Source organism: Pseudomonas sp. zjy_15 (assembly GCF_043101865.1).
Classification (GTDB): domain Bacteria; phylum Pseudomonadota; class Gammaproteobacteria; order Pseudomonadales; family Pseudomonadaceae; genus Aquipseudomonas; species Aquipseudomonas putida_Y.
The window spans coordinates 134721-149387 of the sequence record NZ_JBICII010000083.1 but is presented as its reverse complement, the minus strand read 5'-3'; the positions used below and the strand labels follow the sequence as shown (position 1 = coordinate 149387).

The 14667-nt window shown below is 57.3% G+C and carries 23 protein-coding genes; 15 read left to right on the top strand and 8 right to left on the bottom strand.

The genetic code is table 11. From position 1 onward, the window contains the following. Positions 1-4 precede the first annotated feature (4 nt). From ACF8EF_RS15480 to ACF8EF_RS15470, 3 genes are all read right to left on the bottom strand, one after another. Positions 5-568: a siphovirus Gp157 family protein gene (locus ACF8EF_RS15480; RefSeq protein ID WP_014859721.1), complete on the bottom strand. Its 564-nt coding sequence runs from the start codon at positions 566-568 to the stop codon at positions 5-7. Next, on the bottom strand, positions 565-1296 hold the full coding sequence (locus ACF8EF_RS15475) for a hypothetical protein (RefSeq protein WP_012053029.1): 732 nt from the start codon (positions 1294-1296) through the stop codon (positions 565-567). Before ACF8EF_RS15475 ends, ACF8EF_RS15480 begins: the two co-directional genes overlap by 4 nt. Positions 1297-1586: 290 nt before the next feature. Beyond that, a complete protein-coding gene (locus tag ACF8EF_RS15470) occupies positions 1587-1832 on the bottom strand; it encodes a hypothetical protein (RefSeq protein WP_392529174.1) in 246 nt (81 codons plus the stop codon). Here ACF8EF_RS15470 and ACF8EF_RS15465 point away from each other — a divergent pair. From ACF8EF_RS15465 to ACF8EF_RS15450, 4 genes are all read left to right on the top strand, one after another. Next, positions 1831-2460 (top strand): hypothetical protein, encoded by a 630-nt coding sequence (locus ACF8EF_RS15465; RefSeq protein WP_392529167.1) that lies wholly within the window; start codon positions 1831-1833, stop codon positions 2458-2460. The two genes, ACF8EF_RS15470 and ACF8EF_RS15465, sit on opposite strands and share 2 nt — an antisense overlap. A gap of 68 nt (positions 2461-2528) precedes the next feature. Continuing rightward, positions 2529-3188: a phage tail protein gene (locus ACF8EF_RS15460; RefSeq protein ID WP_392529166.1), complete on the top strand. Its 660-nt coding sequence runs from the start codon at positions 2529-2531 to the stop codon at positions 3186-3188. A 9-nt stretch (positions 3189-3197) separates the two neighbouring features. Continuing rightward, positions 3198-3581, top strand: coding sequence for a phage tail assembly chaperone (locus ACF8EF_RS15455; protein ID WP_392529164.1), 384 nt, complete (start codon positions 3198-3200; stop codon positions 3579-3581). Between the two features lie 17 nt (positions 3582-3598). Then, entirely contained in the window at positions 3599-3895 is a 297-nt protein-coding gene (locus tag ACF8EF_RS15450) for a DUF1799 domain-containing protein (RefSeq protein ID WP_392529162.1), read from the top strand. 250 nt (positions 3896-4145) lie between these two features. Here ACF8EF_RS15450 and ACF8EF_RS15445 read toward each other — a convergent pair whose 3' ends face one another. Then, complete coding sequence (locus ACF8EF_RS15445; RefSeq protein ID WP_392529161.1) at positions 4146-4373, bottom strand: hypothetical protein; 228 nt, start codon at positions 4371-4373, stop codon at positions 4146-4148. A gap of 175 nt (positions 4374-4548) precedes the next feature. On the opposite strand from ACF8EF_RS15445, the gene ACF8EF_RS15440 reads away from it, so the two are divergent. Both ACF8EF_RS15440 and ACF8EF_RS15435 read left to right on the top strand, forming a co-directional pair. Beyond that, complete coding sequence (locus tag ACF8EF_RS15440; RefSeq protein ID WP_392529159.1) at positions 4549-4923, top strand: DUF2513 domain-containing protein; 375 nt, start codon at positions 4549-4551, stop codon at positions 4921-4923. 95 nt (positions 4924-5018) lie between these two features. Beyond that, positions 5019-5447, top strand: coding sequence for a hypothetical protein (locus ACF8EF_RS15435; protein WP_392529157.1), 429 nt, complete (start codon positions 5019-5021; stop codon positions 5445-5447). 171 nt (positions 5448-5618) lie between these two features. Here the strand turns inward: ACF8EF_RS15435 and ACF8EF_RS15430 are convergent, their stop codons facing one another. The 4 genes from ACF8EF_RS15430 to ACF8EF_RS15415 form a co-directional block, all read right to left on the bottom strand. Next, on the bottom strand, positions 5619-6380 hold the full coding sequence (locus ACF8EF_RS15430; RefSeq protein WP_392529155.1) for a hypothetical protein: 762 nt from the start codon (positions 6378-6380) through the stop codon (positions 5619-5621). Positions 6381-6746: 366 nt separating this feature from the next. Then, on the bottom strand, positions 6747-7226 hold the full coding sequence (locus ACF8EF_RS15425; protein ID WP_392529153.1) for a hypothetical protein: 480 nt from the start codon (positions 7224-7226) through the stop codon (positions 6747-6749). A gap of 95 nt (positions 7227-7321) precedes the next feature. Beyond that, positions 7322-7762 (bottom strand): hypothetical protein, encoded by a 441-nt coding sequence (locus ACF8EF_RS15420; protein WP_392529151.1) that lies wholly within the window; start codon positions 7760-7762, stop codon positions 7322-7324. Between the two features lie 53 nt (positions 7763-7815). Continuing rightward, the gene (locus ACF8EF_RS15415; protein ID WP_392529149.1) at positions 7816-8259 is read right to left on the bottom strand and encodes a helix-turn-helix domain-containing protein; all 444 of its coding nucleotides are present in this window, start codon (positions 8257-8259) and stop codon (positions 7816-7818) included. A 219-nt stretch (positions 8260-8478) separates the two neighbouring features. Here ACF8EF_RS15415 and ACF8EF_RS15410 point away from each other — a divergent pair, with 219 nt between their 5' ends. The 9 genes from ACF8EF_RS15410 to ACF8EF_RS15370 all read left to right on the top strand — a co-directional run bounded on the left by ACF8EF_RS15410 (position 8479) and on the right by ACF8EF_RS15370 (position 14613). Then, entirely contained in the window at positions 8479-8652 is a 174-nt protein-coding gene (locus tag ACF8EF_RS15410; RefSeq protein ID WP_392529147.1) for an Arc family DNA-binding protein, read from the top strand. Next, positions 8630-9601 carry a phage antirepressor N-terminal domain-containing protein gene (locus tag ACF8EF_RS15405; protein ID WP_392529146.1) on the top strand — a complete coding sequence of 324 codons (972 nt, stop codon included), beginning with the start codon at positions 8630-8632 and terminating at the stop codon, positions 9599-9601. Before ACF8EF_RS15410 ends, ACF8EF_RS15405 begins: the two co-directional genes overlap by 23 nt. Before the next feature lie 140 nt (positions 9602-9741). Beyond that, positions 9742-10008, top strand: a complete 267-nt coding sequence (locus tag ACF8EF_RS15400; RefSeq protein WP_392529145.1) for a hypothetical protein — start codon at positions 9742-9744, stop codon at positions 10006-10008. Then, the gene (locus tag ACF8EF_RS15395) at positions 10001-10402 is read left to right on the top strand and encodes a hypothetical protein (protein WP_392462292.1); all 402 of its coding nucleotides are present in this window, start codon (positions 10001-10003) and stop codon (positions 10400-10402) included. The genes ACF8EF_RS15400 and ACF8EF_RS15395 overlap by 8 nt, the downstream gene beginning before the upstream one ends. Beyond that, positions 10374-11144: a hypothetical protein gene (locus ACF8EF_RS15390; RefSeq protein WP_392529144.1), complete on the top strand. Its 771-nt coding sequence runs from the start codon at positions 10374-10376 to the stop codon at positions 11142-11144. The genes ACF8EF_RS15395 and ACF8EF_RS15390 overlap by 29 nt, the downstream gene beginning before the upstream one ends. Then, positions 11114-12802, top strand: a complete 1689-nt coding sequence (locus ACF8EF_RS15385; RefSeq protein WP_392529142.1) for a hypothetical protein — start codon at positions 11114-11116, stop codon at positions 12800-12802. Before ACF8EF_RS15390 ends, ACF8EF_RS15385 begins: the two co-directional genes overlap by 31 nt. Before the next feature lie 10 nt (positions 12803-12812). Then, complete coding sequence (locus tag ACF8EF_RS15380) at positions 12813-13553, top strand: hypothetical protein (RefSeq protein WP_392529141.1); 741 nt, start codon at positions 12813-12815, stop codon at positions 13551-13553. 95 nt (positions 13554-13648) lie between these two features. After that, positions 13649-14098 (top strand): structural protein P5, encoded by a 450-nt coding sequence (locus tag ACF8EF_RS15375; RefSeq protein ID WP_392529140.1) that lies wholly within the window; start codon positions 13649-13651, stop codon positions 14096-14098. Beyond that, on the top strand, positions 14095-14613 hold the full coding sequence (locus tag ACF8EF_RS15370; protein ID WP_392529139.1) for a DUF2514 domain-containing protein: 519 nt from the start codon (positions 14095-14097) through the stop codon (positions 14611-14613). The genes ACF8EF_RS15375 and ACF8EF_RS15370 overlap by 4 nt, the downstream gene beginning before the upstream one ends. Positions 14614-14667 lie beyond the last annotated feature (54 nt).

Below are 14667 nucleotides of genomic sequence, written 5' to 3'. Positions count from 1 at the left end.
GACCTCACTTGATGCGGATTGAGCTCTCGCCGCGCTCCAAATGCGCCCAGGCTGGCTCAGGTATCAGTTCGTGTTCGCAGTCTTCGCCGGCGGCCATGCGCTTGCGGACGGCTTCGTTGTGCTCGCGATCGGCCTTGAGCTTTGCGGCGATGGCGTTCTTGTCCGGCGCGATCTTGGTTTGCACTGACGTCAGGTCGTCCGGCACCGCCTGCTCGTTGTCGACGATGACCCGCTCCTTGCCGGCGACCAGACTGATGGTGAACAGCGGGCGCTTGATCGACTTGATGTTGGCTGCATCCATATTGCGCCGCAGGTAGTCGGTGATCGCGGTCACGCTGTTGGCCTTGATGCGCTTTAGCTCGCTCAGGCGTTCGATTTCAGCGTCGATCGCACCGATGTCACCCTCGATGTTCCGACGCAGCATGACGATGTTGTCGGCCTTCACCTCGAACTCGCCCTGGATGCCGGCCATGGTGTCCTGAATGGCTTGCTTGAGGCCTTCGTCGTCGGTGTCACACATGGCTGCCAGTTCGGCCATCTGGCCGGTGAGTGCGTAGAGTTGAGTCATGCTGCAGCCTCCTGCGGATTCCCTGCTTCGAGTTTCTTCAGTTCAAGCGAGATCCGTGCGGCTCCTTTCTCGTCCTTGCGGCCGATGAGCTTGCGCACGGCATGGTCGTGGATTTTCTTGCGTTCATGCGGCGTTACCGCCTTCTGCATGGTCTCGATCGTTTCCTTGATGAAGTCCAGGCGCTCCTGTTGCTGGCGTTCAATCTCGGCCTGGCGGTCTTCGGCCTGCTCGATCGCCTGCTCGGCCTGCAGCTGCTGCACGTAGTTCACATCGTCGAACATGCCCAGGAACACGTCAGCGCTGAAGCCGAGCATGGAGAGGGCTTTCTTGATGGCGTCGGTCAGCGACTTCTTCGGCGCCTCGCCGTCGGTGGTGGTGCCGTACTTCGACTTGTAGAGATACTGCGTGCAGCCGTACTGCTCGATCTCGCCGCGCTGGCCATCCAGAACGAACCAGAACTTGATCTTGATCGTGTGGTTCAGTTCGAAGCCGAGGCTGATGCGCTTATCGCCTTCGCCGCTGAACATCTCGGCGCCCTTGTCGAAGCGCTCTTCAACCACGTTCCAGCCAAAGCCGATGCCAGCCGGACCGAAAACCTCGGTGGCCTTCATGATCATCGCGGTGCCGTTCAGGCTAGTGATCTGCTGGCCGCCGACCTTGGCGTCCTTGGTGAATCGGGTGTCGGTCGTTTGGACCTTCTCCCAGATGCTCATGTTGGTAGTGGACATTAGAAAACCTCGCGCCAGGCCGGCGCCGTCAGTTGGGATAGGGAAATGCCAGGTCACCCAGGCACGGAGGTACGCTCCAGGCCCTGGCTGCGGTGGATGGTTGCGCGCTCTCGCCGCTTACGCTCCGGGTAGGTCCGGTTATCCCCTGAGGGCCCGCCGGGCTCGGGTGCGTGTGATTCAGGAAGTGATGCTGCCGGCCAGGGCGCTGGCAAGCATGAAGAAGGTGCAGGCGAAGAGCATGGAGAAGGAGCCGCGCCAAGCTGCGATGCGGCGGGCCCGCTGGTAGGAGGTCACGCCCGAACCTCATAGCCGAAGGTGACGCCCTGCTTGGGCCGCATCCGGCGCTGGAACACTACATCGCGGCGCGCCATCAGCTCAGCGATGCCGTCGTCGATCCAAGTGGATTCCGCGTCGGCTACTTCGCTCACCGCCGGCGGCATCCGGTTGTCGTACTCAAACTGTGCTGCTCGAAGTGCGCCCAACCGACCCGCGCCACAAAATGCAAACCACGATTTCGTGGCGCGATCGATTTCCATGTCCAGCCTGGAGCTTGTCGACTTCATCAATTCGCAGCGCGAGGAAGGGGAGGCTGTTCTTGACCATGCCGACCTGATGAAGAAGGTGTCTAAGGTGCTGAAAAAAGATGCCGGAAGATTTTCCGACATCTACCTCGACTCAATGAATCGTCGCCAGAAGTGCTACCGCTTCCCGAAGCGGGAGGCGTGCTTGATGGCGATGTCCTACAGCTACGAGCTGCAGGCCAATGCGACCCCCTTTGAAACACGCGTGCGTGACCTCTACCGGCGCCATGCGGACGAGTTCACGCCGACAATGACAGCCCTGGTCAAGATGAAGACCAGAGGTGGTGAGCAAGAGGTGCGGGTTTTCAGTCTTCGTGGCGCTCACCTACTTGGGATGTTCGCCCGCACCGAGCGTGCGAAGGCCTTCAGGCGCAAAGTGCTCGATGTTCTGGACGAGCAATCTCGTCAAGGGCAGTCGCTTGGTGCCGAGTTCCAGCGAACATTGCTCGAATACAGCGGCAAGCAGGCTGTGGCAAGCCTTTGCGGAAAAGGCCTGCGCCAATGGCAGCGACAGAAGCCTCCACTTGAAGCAAAGCTGAGCGACTTGGCGTCGCAGTTGCAGCCATCACTTCCACTTCACTGACACCACCCTGACGAACGAAAGCCCGCCCAGTGCGGGCTTCGTCGTTTCTAACCAAGAGGAAACACACCATGGCCGCACGCTTCCCGCTGCCAAACGGCGCAGTGCTGGAGATCGCACGCGTCATCGGCGCTGCCGTCCCATTCACCGCGCTGACCAACGCCAAGCCACCGGTGGCCACCGCTGCAGGTCACAGCATCCAGAACGGCGATGTTCTGCTGGTCAACTCTGGCTGGGCGCTGATCAACGACCGCGCCGTAAAAGCAGCCAGTGTCGCCGCCGATACCTTCTCGCTGGGCGGCCTGGACACCAGTAACGTGGAGCGCTTCACCGCTGGCGCCGGCGTTGGCTCCGTGCTTCCCGTCTCTGACTGGGTGCAGATCTCCAAGGTCACCTCGTTCACCTCCTCGGGTGGTGAGCAGCAATATGCGACCGTTGGCTACTTGGAAGATGACGATGACAAGCAGTTTCCGACTAACCGGAACCCAACCAGCTTGTCGATTGTGGTCGAGGACCAGCCCACTGCTGCGTACGTTGAGGCCGTGGAAGGTTACGACGCGTCGAAGGAACTGGCGGTGATCCGCATGAAGCTCCGCAACGGTGACCAGATCCTGTACCCGGGCTATGTCAGCATCACCCCCGACCCGACCATGGAGCGGAACAACGTCATGACCCGAACCATCAGCGTCGGCCTCTCGGCTCGTTCGCTGCGTTACCTGGCCGGCGCGTAAGGAGCACTCATGGCAAAGATCAAAATTGCTCAGAACCCAACGTTTAGCGCCGAGGTGAAGATCCCACGCGTGGGCAGCGACCCGGTTGCGGTGGAGTTCACGTTCCGCTACTTCGATCGCACCACCCTGGCCAAGCTGTACGACGGCTGGAACCAAGCCTTCGAAGCGCACGCCGAAAAGTGCAAGACCGAAGGCGCAAGCCTCGAGCAGTTCACTGCCGGCCAGGTACAGCTGCAGGCCGATCAGATCAAGGCCGTCACCGCTGGCTGGGGCTTTGACGACAAGTTTACGGATCAGGCCATTCTCAACTTGGTGACCACTTGTGTTGGCGCCCCGCAGGCGGTGCTGGACGCCTACCAGGAAGCCTACAACCCGGCCCGCCTGGGAAACTGAAGGCGGCGGCACGGGCTTTGTACGAGCAGGGCCCGTCCGCCGAGCAGTTGGCTTTCCTCGGCCTGACCTTGGACGACATGGAAACCGAGGCGGTGGAGGTCTGGCCTGACGCATGGCCTGCCTTCTGCCTGTTCGAAGCGCTCGGCACGCAATGGCGCCTGGGGCCGGGCGGGCCCTCTGGGCTCGATTACGCTGCCATTCCTGGGACCGCCAAGATGATTGGTCTGACGAGCCGCGAGCTGTCCGAAACCTTTGATGACGTGCGCGTCATGGAGAGCGAAGCGCTGACGGTGATGGCCGAGGCAGCGGACTAGTGGAGACCATCAGGAATCAACGTGTTCGGCGGGCCTGGCTCGACCGGACGCGCCTTGTGTTGCGTCATGGGGACGCGAAGTGAAGCGGCAAGCCCGCAGGAGGAAATAATGAAAACAAAGCTGATCAATAAGCCGGTGGTTACGGAGGCTCAGGTTTACGTTTTGGCGGGCGAAGGTCGTGGTTTGAGCGATCGCCCAGTCCAATGATCGTAGGACTGAGCATTCTTCAGTCCTACGATCTACTTCTCAATTATCTATGCTGATCAAACACCCGAGTAATGCGGTCAATATCTGGCTTTGTTGGGCCGTGCTGAGGCATTGACTTAGCTACTTCGATAGCCACAGCCTTGGCGGCTTCAACCGCAGCAGTCCCCTGCGATGCCTTTAACTGTTGCAGCAAGCCAGCCAATACGCAGCTGATAGTCTGCAGGTCGTTGCCATGGGCGTTGATGGCGTCAATAACTCTTTGATCTGTCATGTAGCTTCCTTGGTAGCGGCAGCCCGGTCCGTAGGCTTTCCGGCAACGGACCGGGGCGGTTCGTTGGAGGCACAACGCTACTACGGCGAGGACTTGGCTGGTTACTGGCTTTTCGTCCAGGGTGGAGGGGGGACAGTTTGACTGTTACAGTCACGCGTTTTGAGGTCGCTTTTCAATGAAGCTGGATAAGGAGCTTGTGCGAGACGTTCTTCTGGCTGTGGAGGCTCACGACGAACCGGATCGCTGGTTGGCGATTAAGATTCCTGGGAAATCAGACATCGAGGTTTCCTACCACATCATGTTGCTGGCTGAAGCCGGCATGCTGAAGGCGGACGATGTAGGTAGCCATGATGGTTTCGAGTGGGTACCCACTCGCCTAACCTACAAAGGTCATGAATTCCTTGAGACCGTTCGTGATCCGGAAATTTGGCGTAGGACTAAGGAAGGGGCTGAGAAAGCGGGAATAGCTGGCCTTGGAATGCTCGTCGAACTCGGTAAGGCCTATGGCAAACAGCTGCTTAAAGAGCGCCTTGGCATCGATCTTCCTTGAACGACGAGACTAGCCACGCGCTGGGCTTTTTGCATCTGACAGCCAGTGGTTGGTGCTTGTGATATCGTTTTGCCTCTAAGCAGTGGAGGCGTTCGATGAAAGTCAAAAATTGGGACGGCTGGGAGCCCGAGTGGCTGAAGCTCGTAGATCATTATCAGAGCGCTCCGGCAGTACCTGGTGTATACATCATCTGTGCAGACCGTGCTATCGCGCGAGCGGTGGGCATTGACGATAACGGTATTTTGACCGTCGGAGAGTCGGACAACCTCAAGCGCCGTCTTGCAGCATTCATTCGATGTGCTCGTACGAAAGGCGCTACCGGCCACATGGCGGGATGGCGGTTCAGCTTCGCGTCGTTCGAAAAAATGTTCCCACTGGACACGCTTTGGGTCAGCTGGTATCCCACCGTCGACAAAGCAGCGGCTTACGCGAAGGAAGGCGAGATGCTGGGCCTGTATCTGGCAGAGCACTATGAACTACCCCCGTTGAACTACAAGTTCAACTGGTCTCCTCAGGAACAGTGATTTATAAGCCCAGCCCGCGCTGGGCTTTTGCATCTAATTGTATTCTATAAGTCCGAGCCATCATCCTGACTATTTAGCCGGACCTTCGCATCACTGGGGGCATGAAGTGTTCCAGCGTGATGTTTGAAATGTCGAATTGAGTATCAGTTTCAGTCGCTATGGAAGAAACTTTCACTTATCGTCATTGGACGCTGGAAAGTCGGCGGACTGGCTTGCTGGCGGCAGTTGAAGGCTTTTAGAAAGATTTGCGCTAGATTCGATCTGTAGACTGATGCTCTTAACTGTTACTTTATCGCTTTCGTGTTTTGTGGAAAATGCTGCGTATGCGCATAGCCCGATGAAGCATGCGGAAATAAACACAATGCCTGTTATTGTTATTATGGTGGCTATTTTCCTTATTTTCTGGTATCCGGGCTCGCCCTTCTTTACTAAGTCCCAAGTGGTTTTCAATAAAGGTGCGGCAGCCTCCTTGACCTTTTGAGAATGGTCCATTGCTGCTCTGTATTTTCTTTTATTGAACAGTTTTTTGGCTTTTGTAAGTGCCGCCATGAGCTTGGCTTCGTCGGAGTTTGGGTGGTCTGATATGTGTTTCGGGTTAAGCCTCAATTGTATTTTTGAAAGGTTCTCGGCGACGCGTGCATACGCATCTTTAGTTTCTTTGAACCATTCTCTCCCTAGGTCTTCTTCAGATTTCTCATCTGATTCATGCTTGTCAAACAATCGAGAACCCTGAACTCGTGAAAGTTCTTGTACTGCGGAGGTGTACTCGGAAATTTCGTCTCTTAGGCCGTTTATCCAGTCCAGGCGGAATTCGGATACTTTGTTTTCTTTTGAGCTTACTAAGTTTAAATAAGAGAAAAATCCTGCGATAAAGGCGGCGGTTATCACTCCAAAGGCTACAAATACTGTTGGTGGTATAGAGGTTATATCCATTTAGCGACCCGAAAGATTGTTCAATGATAGCGGCTAGCTGCGCGCCATCATTATGCCATCTTTTGCGCAAGGCCGAAGACTGTAAATTTATCCAATAGAAGCCTGGCGCTTGGCCGAGTTTCAAATAGGCTGACGCAGCTCAAGGAGCATCTCATCGTGCAGCTCTCTCGTGGCTGGGTAGACCATGCAGCGTTCAAGAAAGATTTTTTCATGCTTCTGAATGAGGCAAGGTGCCTAGGCTCGACCGATATTGTCACGGTCCTACCGCTCTGAGTGTCAGTCACTTCCAAGTGGTAACGCCGAATCAACCTGTCGTCTCGCTTGGTGACTCCGAGGCATTTGAAGGTGATGGTGGGGTCGGTCATGTTATTCCAGTGGAAGCAGGTGTTTCAGTAGGTCGGCAAAGGCCCAAAGCAACGTCCCGATTGAGGCAATAAAAAACTGGTGTTTTTTAATTTTTTCAGACGTTGTTTTTTTTGCTAGCTCTTTAACTTCTTTAACTCGTCGCCTAAGCTCCTTGAGTGTGACTTCATCGATTTGGTCTTCGTTGAGGTTGGGGTGAATTCCATACTTGTACGGTTTTTTTCTGACTTGGCTTGATACGGTTTCTAAATTTATTGATTCAGCAATTGCCATGGCTTTGTTTATAATGTTTTCTGGTAGGCCAGTTAACTCAAATAGCATGGCAAGGCAGACTAGAAAGGCTCCAAATCTGGCAAGCCACAGCCAGTCCTTATACCAGATGCTAAGTGCGGTACCGCTTAAAAGCACAGCAATTAGAATCGAGTAGGTAGCTACTAACTGACTTCTAGGGATTTTAAATGCTTTCTTTGCTATTTTATCCATTGATAGGGTTATTTCGCTTTTAATCTGGGGTTCTACGATTGTGTTAAGGTCCGTCGCAAGGCATGGCTCAGGCTCTTTACTTGGTTTCGGGCATGCTACTGCCAGGCATCATGCTCTTCGCACCAGTCGTGGAGGATGATGATCTGCTCCAGCTCGTACGAAGCGCGGAAGAGGTCACCCGCCTGTCCCTTGCCTGAGAAGTCTCCCAGTGAGTTCATGACGGCGCAGTTCAGCAGGAACTCGTGCGCCATATCGTTTCGATAGGCAACAACACTCTCCAGCAGAGCAATGAAGTCTTTCCTCACACCTTTAGCATCAAGCTCATTTTTCGTACGTCCGAGAGTCCAGCGCTCCATGGCTTCAAGTGGTGCCTGATACCGTCGATGGAGCAGTCCTTTGAGGCCAAACTCAAGCAGCTGCGCTTTGCCCATGTACATCGCATATTGCTCAAGGAAACTGAGTCCTTTCTGTTCATCCAGTTTTGCGAACACCTTCTCTTGAATTTCTTTTTTCGATAGCGGTTGGGGATCGCTCATGATCGTCCTTGGAGATGCATGAAATTATGGACCGGAGTTTGGTTGGGCTGGGCTTACTCGCCGTCATCCGGCTCCCGGCTGTCCTTGATCTGGCGCTTCAGGCTGGCGGCGAATTCGGGGCTTTCTTTGATCATTCGCAGCCCCCAAGCGATGGTTTCAGACAGAATCTCGCCCACAGGTTTACCTGATTCGCGGGCCGCCTCCTGCATTTGATCGAATGTTTTGCGGTCGAGCGAAATCGGCATCTCATCGCCGTCGGGGCTCTCGAGAATGATGGGGACGCTATCTGGTTCGGGTTCGTGTCCCTGCAGCTCATCGACGCTCACGTCCAGTGCCTTTGCGAGGCGCATGAGTATCTTCAGACGCGGAGAGGACTGTCCCGATTCATACTTGGAGATCATGGACCACGCTACTCCAGCCGAAGAGCCGAGCTGACGCTGTGTCAGACCCCTCTTAGCACGCAGGTGCGCGAGGGTTTCTGCGAATGTGCCTTTCATTCATTCCAGCCTTACTAGTGCCTTACGTATGCGTTTCTTACGGTCTTGCTGCCTTACGGTCTTGCTGCCTTACGGTCTTGCTATGTCCGAGGATGTTTCATCCTCGGACAAGAGGGTACGCCGCTAGAAACGTACAATGCAACAAACGAAACATTGTTGTTGACAGACGACACAAATGAATCGAAACTACACAAACGACACATCAGCAAGGAGCTTGGGATGCACGCTATAAAAGAGAAGAAAGTGGTGGGTGTGCGGCTACTGGATCAGATGCGCGAGACCCTTGTGCGCAGCGCTGAGCATAACGGCCGGAGCCTGAGCGGAGAGATTGTCTTCCGGCTCAGAAAATCTCTGGAGCAGGAGATGCAGGATGAGCAAAAGCAGCGGGCATGAAAAAGCCCCAAGCGTTGCAGCGCTTAGGGCTTCGAGAAACGAGATCAACTTCGAGGAAGAAATCGTCATGGGCGATATTAGCACAGCTGCATCCAGTGTCATCCCGTTCCGCTCAGCAAAGCTTCTGCTCGTTGAGCGCGACGGTCAGCCATTCATTCCAATGAAGCCAGTGGTGGAAGGCATGGGCCTGGATTGGAAGAGCCAGCATGCAAAGCTTCAAGGCGGCCGGTTCAATTCAGTTATGGTGATGATCACCACAACTGGTGCCGATGGTAAGCAATACGAAATGGCATGCCTCCCTCTGCGTAAGCTCGCTGGCTGGTTGATGTCGATTCATGCAAGCAAGGTTCGCCCCGAGCTGCGTGATGGCGTGATCGACTACCAGAACGAATGCGACGACGCACTATGGTCCTACTGGAATGAAGGTCGCGCGGTGAATCATCGCGAGAAGAACCAACGGATGACCCTGCTCGGTCAGACCATTGGCACCGATGGATTCCACATGCTCGGCGCAATTGTTAAGGGCAAGGTAGCGGCCCTGCCTGTCCCCATTCAGCGGCGCGCTACAGCAAAGATCTGGTCCCAGGTGCATGCTGCCTTCGGCGTTCGATCAGCCGCAGACATTCCTGCCGAGCACCTGGATGGCGCTCGAAACTTCATTGCCGCTTATGCGGTGGTTGAAGGTGAGTTCGTACCGAGGCGCGAACAGGTCCAAATCGTGGGCGGCCCGCAAAAGCGCTATCTGGTCTCGTTCGATCACAAGGGCGAGCAGCGTGTCGAAGAGGTAGCTGACGATGCCTGCGTGCTGTCGACACGCGACCTCATCAAGGGCATGGTCATGTCACCAGGCGATATCCCCGTATCGACCCCGGATATGTTCGAGTTTCTGATGGCGGCAGTTGTGAACCTTCGCGGTCGATTCGAGTACATGGCACGTAAGGTTGGTTAGTGGTCGCGCCTATGGTGCGATATGGATCTTAGCGGCATCGAGAGGGCACCTTCGGGTGCCTTTTCTTTTGGCCGGCGCTACTCAGTTTTGCGCTGAAACGACGCGATGGTAGATTGCCCTCATCAACAAGGAGGGTGGGCATGAAGCGTTTGGCATTGGTGGCGCTGGCTGGGCTGGTCCTGGTTGGCGGAGGGCAGAAAGTACTGGCAGTAACGATCAATGATTCGATCGATAGATTTTCTGGAGTGAGGACAATTTCTTGGGAGCCAATTCCCTCGAGAGCGGAAGAATTCGTGCTGACGAGCTCTCTGTACAAGGGCAAGGAGGCTAAGGTGTCCAGGCTTAGCGTCGAACTCCTAACCTACGCCCACTCGCAGCAGTACGAATCCTGTACGTGTGATGTTTGACAGCTACTTGGCCGCCACCTACGAGGATGGCGGGCGCGGTCCTGCGCGCTTCGATTGCTGGGGAATGGCCAGAGCGGTGCGTCATGAGGTGTACGGCCTGCGGCTGCTACCGAGCTGGGGCTATGTCCGAAACACCATGCCCATGGAGTTCACCCGAGCGGTCAACCATGAAGCCGCTGGCATGGAGCGGTGCGAGCCGGAGGTCGGCGCTATCGCCTGCGTCTGGCGGGGCGATATCTGCATCCACGTTGCGCTGATCGTTGAGGCCGAAGGCCGGCTGCATGGCCTGGAGATGAAGCCCTCCGGGGCGACCATCAAGCCGCTTCGGCGATTTAAAGACCAGTACCTGAAAGTGAGTTATCACCGTGATCGAATTCTACCCGAGCAAGCTTGAGGGCTCTCCGCTGGAGCGCCACAGAACCGACAGGGTGATGACGATCGAGGGGTGGCTGCAGAGCAACGTGCCAGGGTATGCGCCGCGCTCGGCACCGCCCATCAGCATTGAGGTGAACGGAGTTTTCATTTCACCTGACCATTGGGGCAAGGTCGAGTTTTCCCCGATGGACACGGTCCGCATCTACCCAGAGCCCAAGGGCACAGGCCTTGAGGTGGCTGTGTGGGCTGTGGTGGCTGCCGTGGTGGCGGTCGGCGTCATCATGCTCACGCAGAAGCCGCTAGCCACCCCTACGAACAAGTCGCAAAAGGGACAGAGCCTGAACTTGGCGAAGACCACCGGCAACCAGGTGAAGGTGGGGGACATAATCCGGGAGGTCGCCGGCCGCACGCGGATCTTCCCTGACTACCTGGTGCCCCCTCGGCACTACTTCGTCAACGAAACGGAGCAGTGGGTGGAGATGCTGCTGTGCGTTGGCGTGGGTGAGTTTGAGATCAACCCGACTGACGTGAAGATCGGCGACACCCCGATCGCATCGCTCGGGAGCACCGCGCGATACCGGATCTATGGCCCAGGCGAGTCGTTGGCTGATGAGCCGGCTCGGCTCTGGTGGCACAACTCCACCGAGGTTGGGTCAACCAGCACCGGCGGGGCATCTACACCAGCACTGCGCTTGGTCTCGCTGGCACGGTGTCCGGAGGGTATTTCAGCGTGTTGGCCGCTGACGCCACGGACTACCTGATCCTCTATCGAAACGAGGCCGGGGTCGCTGTAGAGAAGAAGCGCTACCCCTCATCGCAGGCGCTGTCAGAGGTGCAGGACGTGATCCGGCAGATCGAGGCGGAAGAATCCGATGCCTTCAGCTTCGAGGATGAGTTCCGGTACATCCTGATGCGCTTGCTTCGGGACGGCACACTGGATTTGCACGGCGGCCAGCTGAGGAACAATGGCGATGGCCTGGAAGTCAGCGACCCTAACGGCTTCATCGTGGCTCGTTTCGGCTCCCTGAGCAGCTTCGTGAACGGCCTGACGTTCCAGCCCACGGAAGAGGATGGTATCGAGTTCTCTGACGAGAACCGCTTCATTGTCGGTCGGATTGCGCCCGGTACCGCCTACTTTGGCTTGCCTGCGGCTCAGGGCACGCTGACACCGATTGCTGAGGCATTGCTGGATCAACAGATCCGGACCTACTTCAAGCAGGTGCTGGGCTATGGTCAGTCGCTCGCGCGCGGGTATTTTGCAAAGCCTGCCATCTCGACTGTTCAGGAATATCAGAACGTCATGATGGCCAGCGGTGTGAAATCAAGACCTGGTGACTCTGGCTATACCCCTGACACCTTTGCTCCGTTGGTTGAATCGGACTTTGGTGATGAGGGCGAAACGCCTGTGTCAGCCCTGTGTAACGGCCTGGTCCGCCGTGCCGTAGCTGATGGTGAATCAGAGGCTGACTGGATCATGGTTGGGGCCGCAACCGGCCGCGGCGGCCGGTCGGTTGAGCAGTTGTCAGCCGCCCCCCTTGGCGAAGGCTATTACGAGAAAACCATCCAAACGGTTCGCGATGGCCTGGCCGCTGCAACGAAGCTGGGTAAGACCTACTCGGTGTGGGCGTACACCTGGGATCAGGGTGAAAGCAACTACACCACCACAGTCTCCACCAAGTCCGCGTACCAATACGCCGAGTACATGATGGCGATCTTCGACGGGCTGACCCGAGAAATCGTCGGCATTACCGGCCAGAAGTTTCGCCCCTACCTCTTCACCTACCAGGTAGCGGCACACCGAAAATACGACCTCGACAACATGAGCATCGCCCTGTCGCAGTGGCGGCTGAGCAGAAAGCGGCCTGATGTTGTTCTCGCAGCGCCGGCTTACATCTTCCCGACTGTCGAGGACGTGCTGCATCTCACCAATGAGGCCTCCTGGCTGCTTGGCGAGTATCGATCGCGCGCCATGTACGAAACGATGGTTCGCCGCTCTGGAAAGTGGCGGCCGTTGGAGCCTGTTAGTGTCGATTGGAAATCTCAGGCTATCGACATCAAGTTCCATGTTCCCCGTGGGGAGCTGGTCCTGGATAACGCTCTGGCCGCGTTGACGGCGAACTTCGGCTTCGACATTCGCGAGAACGGTAGCCTGGTCACCGATCTCATCAGCTCGGTCAGCGTTACGGCTTTCGATACTGTTCGCATCTCGCTTTCGCGCGCCGCCGCCCCGGACAGCACATTGAGCTACGGGCGAGGCCGACCTACCGATCCAAAGGCATCCGGCCCAGCCACCGGTGCCCGGGGCAACCTGCGGGACACACACGGCCTGTACGACCAGGTTCAGTCCCCGCTTGGCAACACGTTCGCATTGCACAACGCCTGTGTGATGTTCGAGTTCAACCGTAGTACTGGGTTTTAAGGAGTTAACAATGGGTGTCCGATTGGTCGCAAAGGGCGTTGATGCCGAGAGCGTGGCAACTGAATACGCCGCTCCGGTTCGTCGCGGGCTTGAAGCGGTGCATTTCTTGAATACTAGCCTGACCAAGGCTGGTCGAAATTTCGCTCCCGGCAAGGGGCAAAGCAAGGTGGTGGGAGCGCCGGTACCTCAAGCGGCTTACTTGAGCTGCAAGGGCACGGTGAATCTCATCGAAACTGCCATGGCCGAATCCGAGTCCATGACCATGTTCGTCATCGCCAGAACGGCGGCCGACGGATCGGTTGCGGCCGATCGGCCCATGTTCCTGGGCAACTATCAGGGTCAGGCTGGTGATGGCGGCGCCGCCTACGGTGTGAGCATCTACCTCTCGGCACTGAACCGCATCACCGCAACTGCAGGTTATGGCTCGGACGCCGGAACCAACACCAACGTCCTGGCTGGCGTGACCAAACCGGCGGTGGCGAACCTGTGGGGCCTGTACATGATCCAGGTTACCCCTACGGCTGTTGTGATGCGCGACCTCACCAGCGGGCTGACCCAAACGACCTCGGCATCGCTGCCGCGACGGTTGGCGACTGGCAAGATCAGGATCGGTAGCGGTCAGACCAACCTTCTTGGGGCATGTGACGTTGCTGTGTTCCAAGGGCATAGCGTTGCCCTCACCGAGACGGAAATCCAGACCACCGTAGCTGACCTGCGGGCCTACGCCGCGAGACGCGGGATCACCGTCTAAGCCTGATCAGTTCACACGACCGCCTTGAGCGGTTTTTTTGCGCCTGAAATTCATGCCGCCCGCCATGCGCGGGCTTTCTTTCGTCTGGAGAAACCATGTCCACACCGCGCGGCGTTCGCAATAACAACCCGGGCAACATCGATTTCAACCCCCGCAACGCTTGGCAGGGCCAGCTTGGCTTGGAGGTGGGCGTGGCCAGCCCGCGCTTCGCCCGCTTTGACCAGGCCGAGAACGGCATTCGCGCCTTGGGCAAGCTGCTGCTCAACTACCGAGGTAAGGACGGCATGCCCGGTGTGGGTCGCCCTGGTATCGATACCCCGCTGGAGTTCATCAGCCGCTGGGCGCCGGCCAGCGAGAACAACACCCTGGCCTATGCGCAGGCCATCGCCAAGCGGCTCGGGGTCGGGGTGCGCGACTCCATCGACATTTCCAAGCGCGCCGTTCTGCGTGAGGCTGTCCTAGGCATCATCGTGCATGAGAACGGCGGTAACCCCTACAAGGCCGAGGTGATCGACGAGGGCGTACGGCGGGCCCTGGCTTCATGAGCCCGTGGGTCGGCGTCGCGGTAGGGCTGGTGCTGCTGGTCTCGCATTTGGCGGCCTATGAGCACGGTCGCTCAGTCGAGCTTGCCCAAGCGGGCCAGGCGTCTGCTACGCGCGACAGTGGCGACCGTCTCGCGGAAGTTATCGGTGAGCGAAGCGCTCGACAGGAAGAACAACGCCGCGCCAACGTGCGCGAGGAGGTGAGAGCAGATGCCTTGGAAGAACGAACGATTGCTGATGCTGGCGCTGCTGACGCCGATGCTGCTGGCCAGCGGCTGCGCAGTGAAGCCTCCCATCTCGCTGACGCCGTCAGTTGCCCCGGCACGGATACCGCCGCTATCGCCAGAGGCGAGACAGCCACCCGCGCCGCCATGGTGCTCTCCGACCTGCTCAGCCGGTCTGTCGAAACGAATCGAGAGCTGGCGCAGGCTTATGACCGAGCCAGGATCGCCGGTGAACAATGCGCCCGTGAGCATGACGCACTAGTCGCAAAGCGAGCGTCAGTAAGCGCTCACTAGTAATTCGAAGGCCTCATGCAAAGAGAGCGGCCACCGGGGATGCGTCAACATCCC

What these genes read in the sequence shown, in the direction of transcription:
- ACF8EF_RS15400 (WP_392529145.1), top strand. Translation starts at nt 9,742, where the DNA reads ATGAAGCGTTTGGCATTGGTGGCGCTGGCTGGGCTGGTCCTGGTTGGC.
- ACF8EF_RS15470 (WP_392529174.1), bottom strand. Translation starts at nt 1,832, where the DNA reads ATGGAAATCGATCGCGCCACGAAATCGTGGTTTGCATTTTGTGGCGCG.
- ACF8EF_RS15415 (WP_392529149.1), bottom strand. Translation starts at nt 8,259, where the DNA reads ATGAAAGGCACATTCGCAGAAACCCTCGCGCACCTGCGTGCTAAGAGG.
- ACF8EF_RS15420 (WP_392529151.1), bottom strand. Translation starts at nt 7,762, where the DNA reads ATGAGCGATCCCCAACCGCTATCGAAAAAAGAAATTCAAGAGAAGGTG.
- ACF8EF_RS15445 (WP_392529161.1), bottom strand. Translation starts at nt 4,373, where the DNA reads ATGACAGATCAAAGAGTTATTGACGCCATCAACGCCCATGGCAACGAC.
- ACF8EF_RS15430 (WP_392529155.1), bottom strand. Translation starts at nt 6,380, where the DNA reads ATGGATATAACCTCTATACCACCAACAGTATTTGTAGCCTTTGGAGTG.
- ACF8EF_RS15405 (WP_392529146.1), top strand. Translation starts at nt 8,630, where the DNA reads ATGAGCAAAAGCAGCGGGCATGAAAAAGCCCCAAGCGTTGCAGCGCTT.
- ACF8EF_RS15460 (WP_392529166.1), top strand. Translation starts at nt 2,529, where the DNA reads ATGGCCGCACGCTTCCCGCTGCCAAACGGCGCAGTGCTGGAGATCGCA.
- ACF8EF_RS15440 (WP_392529159.1), top strand. Translation starts at nt 4,549, where the DNA reads ATGAAGCTGGATAAGGAGCTTGTGCGAGACGTTCTTCTGGCTGTGGAG.
- ACF8EF_RS15425 (WP_392529153.1), bottom strand. Translation starts at nt 7,226, where the DNA reads ATGGATAAAATAGCAAAGAAAGCATTTAAAATCCCTAGAAGTCAGTTA.
- ACF8EF_RS15370 (WP_392529139.1), top strand. Translation starts at nt 14,095, where the DNA reads ATGAGCCCGTGGGTCGGCGTCGCGGTAGGGCTGGTGCTGCTGGTCTCG.
- ACF8EF_RS15480 (WP_014859721.1), bottom strand. Translation starts at nt 568, where the DNA reads ATGACTCAACTCTACGCACTCACCGGCCAGATGGCCGAACTGGCAGCC.
- ACF8EF_RS15435 (WP_392529157.1), top strand. Translation starts at nt 5,019, where the DNA reads ATGAAAGTCAAAAATTGGGACGGCTGGGAGCCCGAGTGGCTGAAGCTC.
- ACF8EF_RS15465 (WP_392529167.1), top strand. Translation starts at nt 1,831, where the DNA reads ATGTCCAGCCTGGAGCTTGTCGACTTCATCAATTCGCAGCGCGAGGAA.
- ACF8EF_RS15375 (WP_392529140.1), top strand. Translation starts at nt 13,649, where the DNA reads ATGTCCACACCGCGCGGCGTTCGCAATAACAACCCGGGCAACATCGAT.
- ACF8EF_RS15475 (WP_012053029.1), bottom strand. Translation starts at nt 1,296, where the DNA reads ATGTCCACTACCAACATGAGCATCTGGGAGAAGGTCCAAACGACCGAC.
- ACF8EF_RS15455 (WP_392529164.1), top strand. Translation starts at nt 3,198, where the DNA reads ATGGCAAAGATCAAAATTGCTCAGAACCCAACGTTTAGCGCCGAGGTG.
- ACF8EF_RS15410 (WP_392529147.1), top strand. Translation starts at nt 8,479, where the DNA reads ATGCACGCTATAAAAGAGAAGAAAGTGGTGGGTGTGCGGCTACTGGAT.
- ACF8EF_RS15380 (WP_392529141.1), top strand. Translation starts at nt 12,813, where the DNA reads ATGGGTGTCCGATTGGTCGCAAAGGGCGTTGATGCCGAGAGCGTGGCA.
- ACF8EF_RS15395 (WP_392462292.1), top strand. Translation starts at nt 10,001, where the DNA reads ATGTTTGACAGCTACTTGGCCGCCACCTACGAGGATGGCGGGCGCGGT.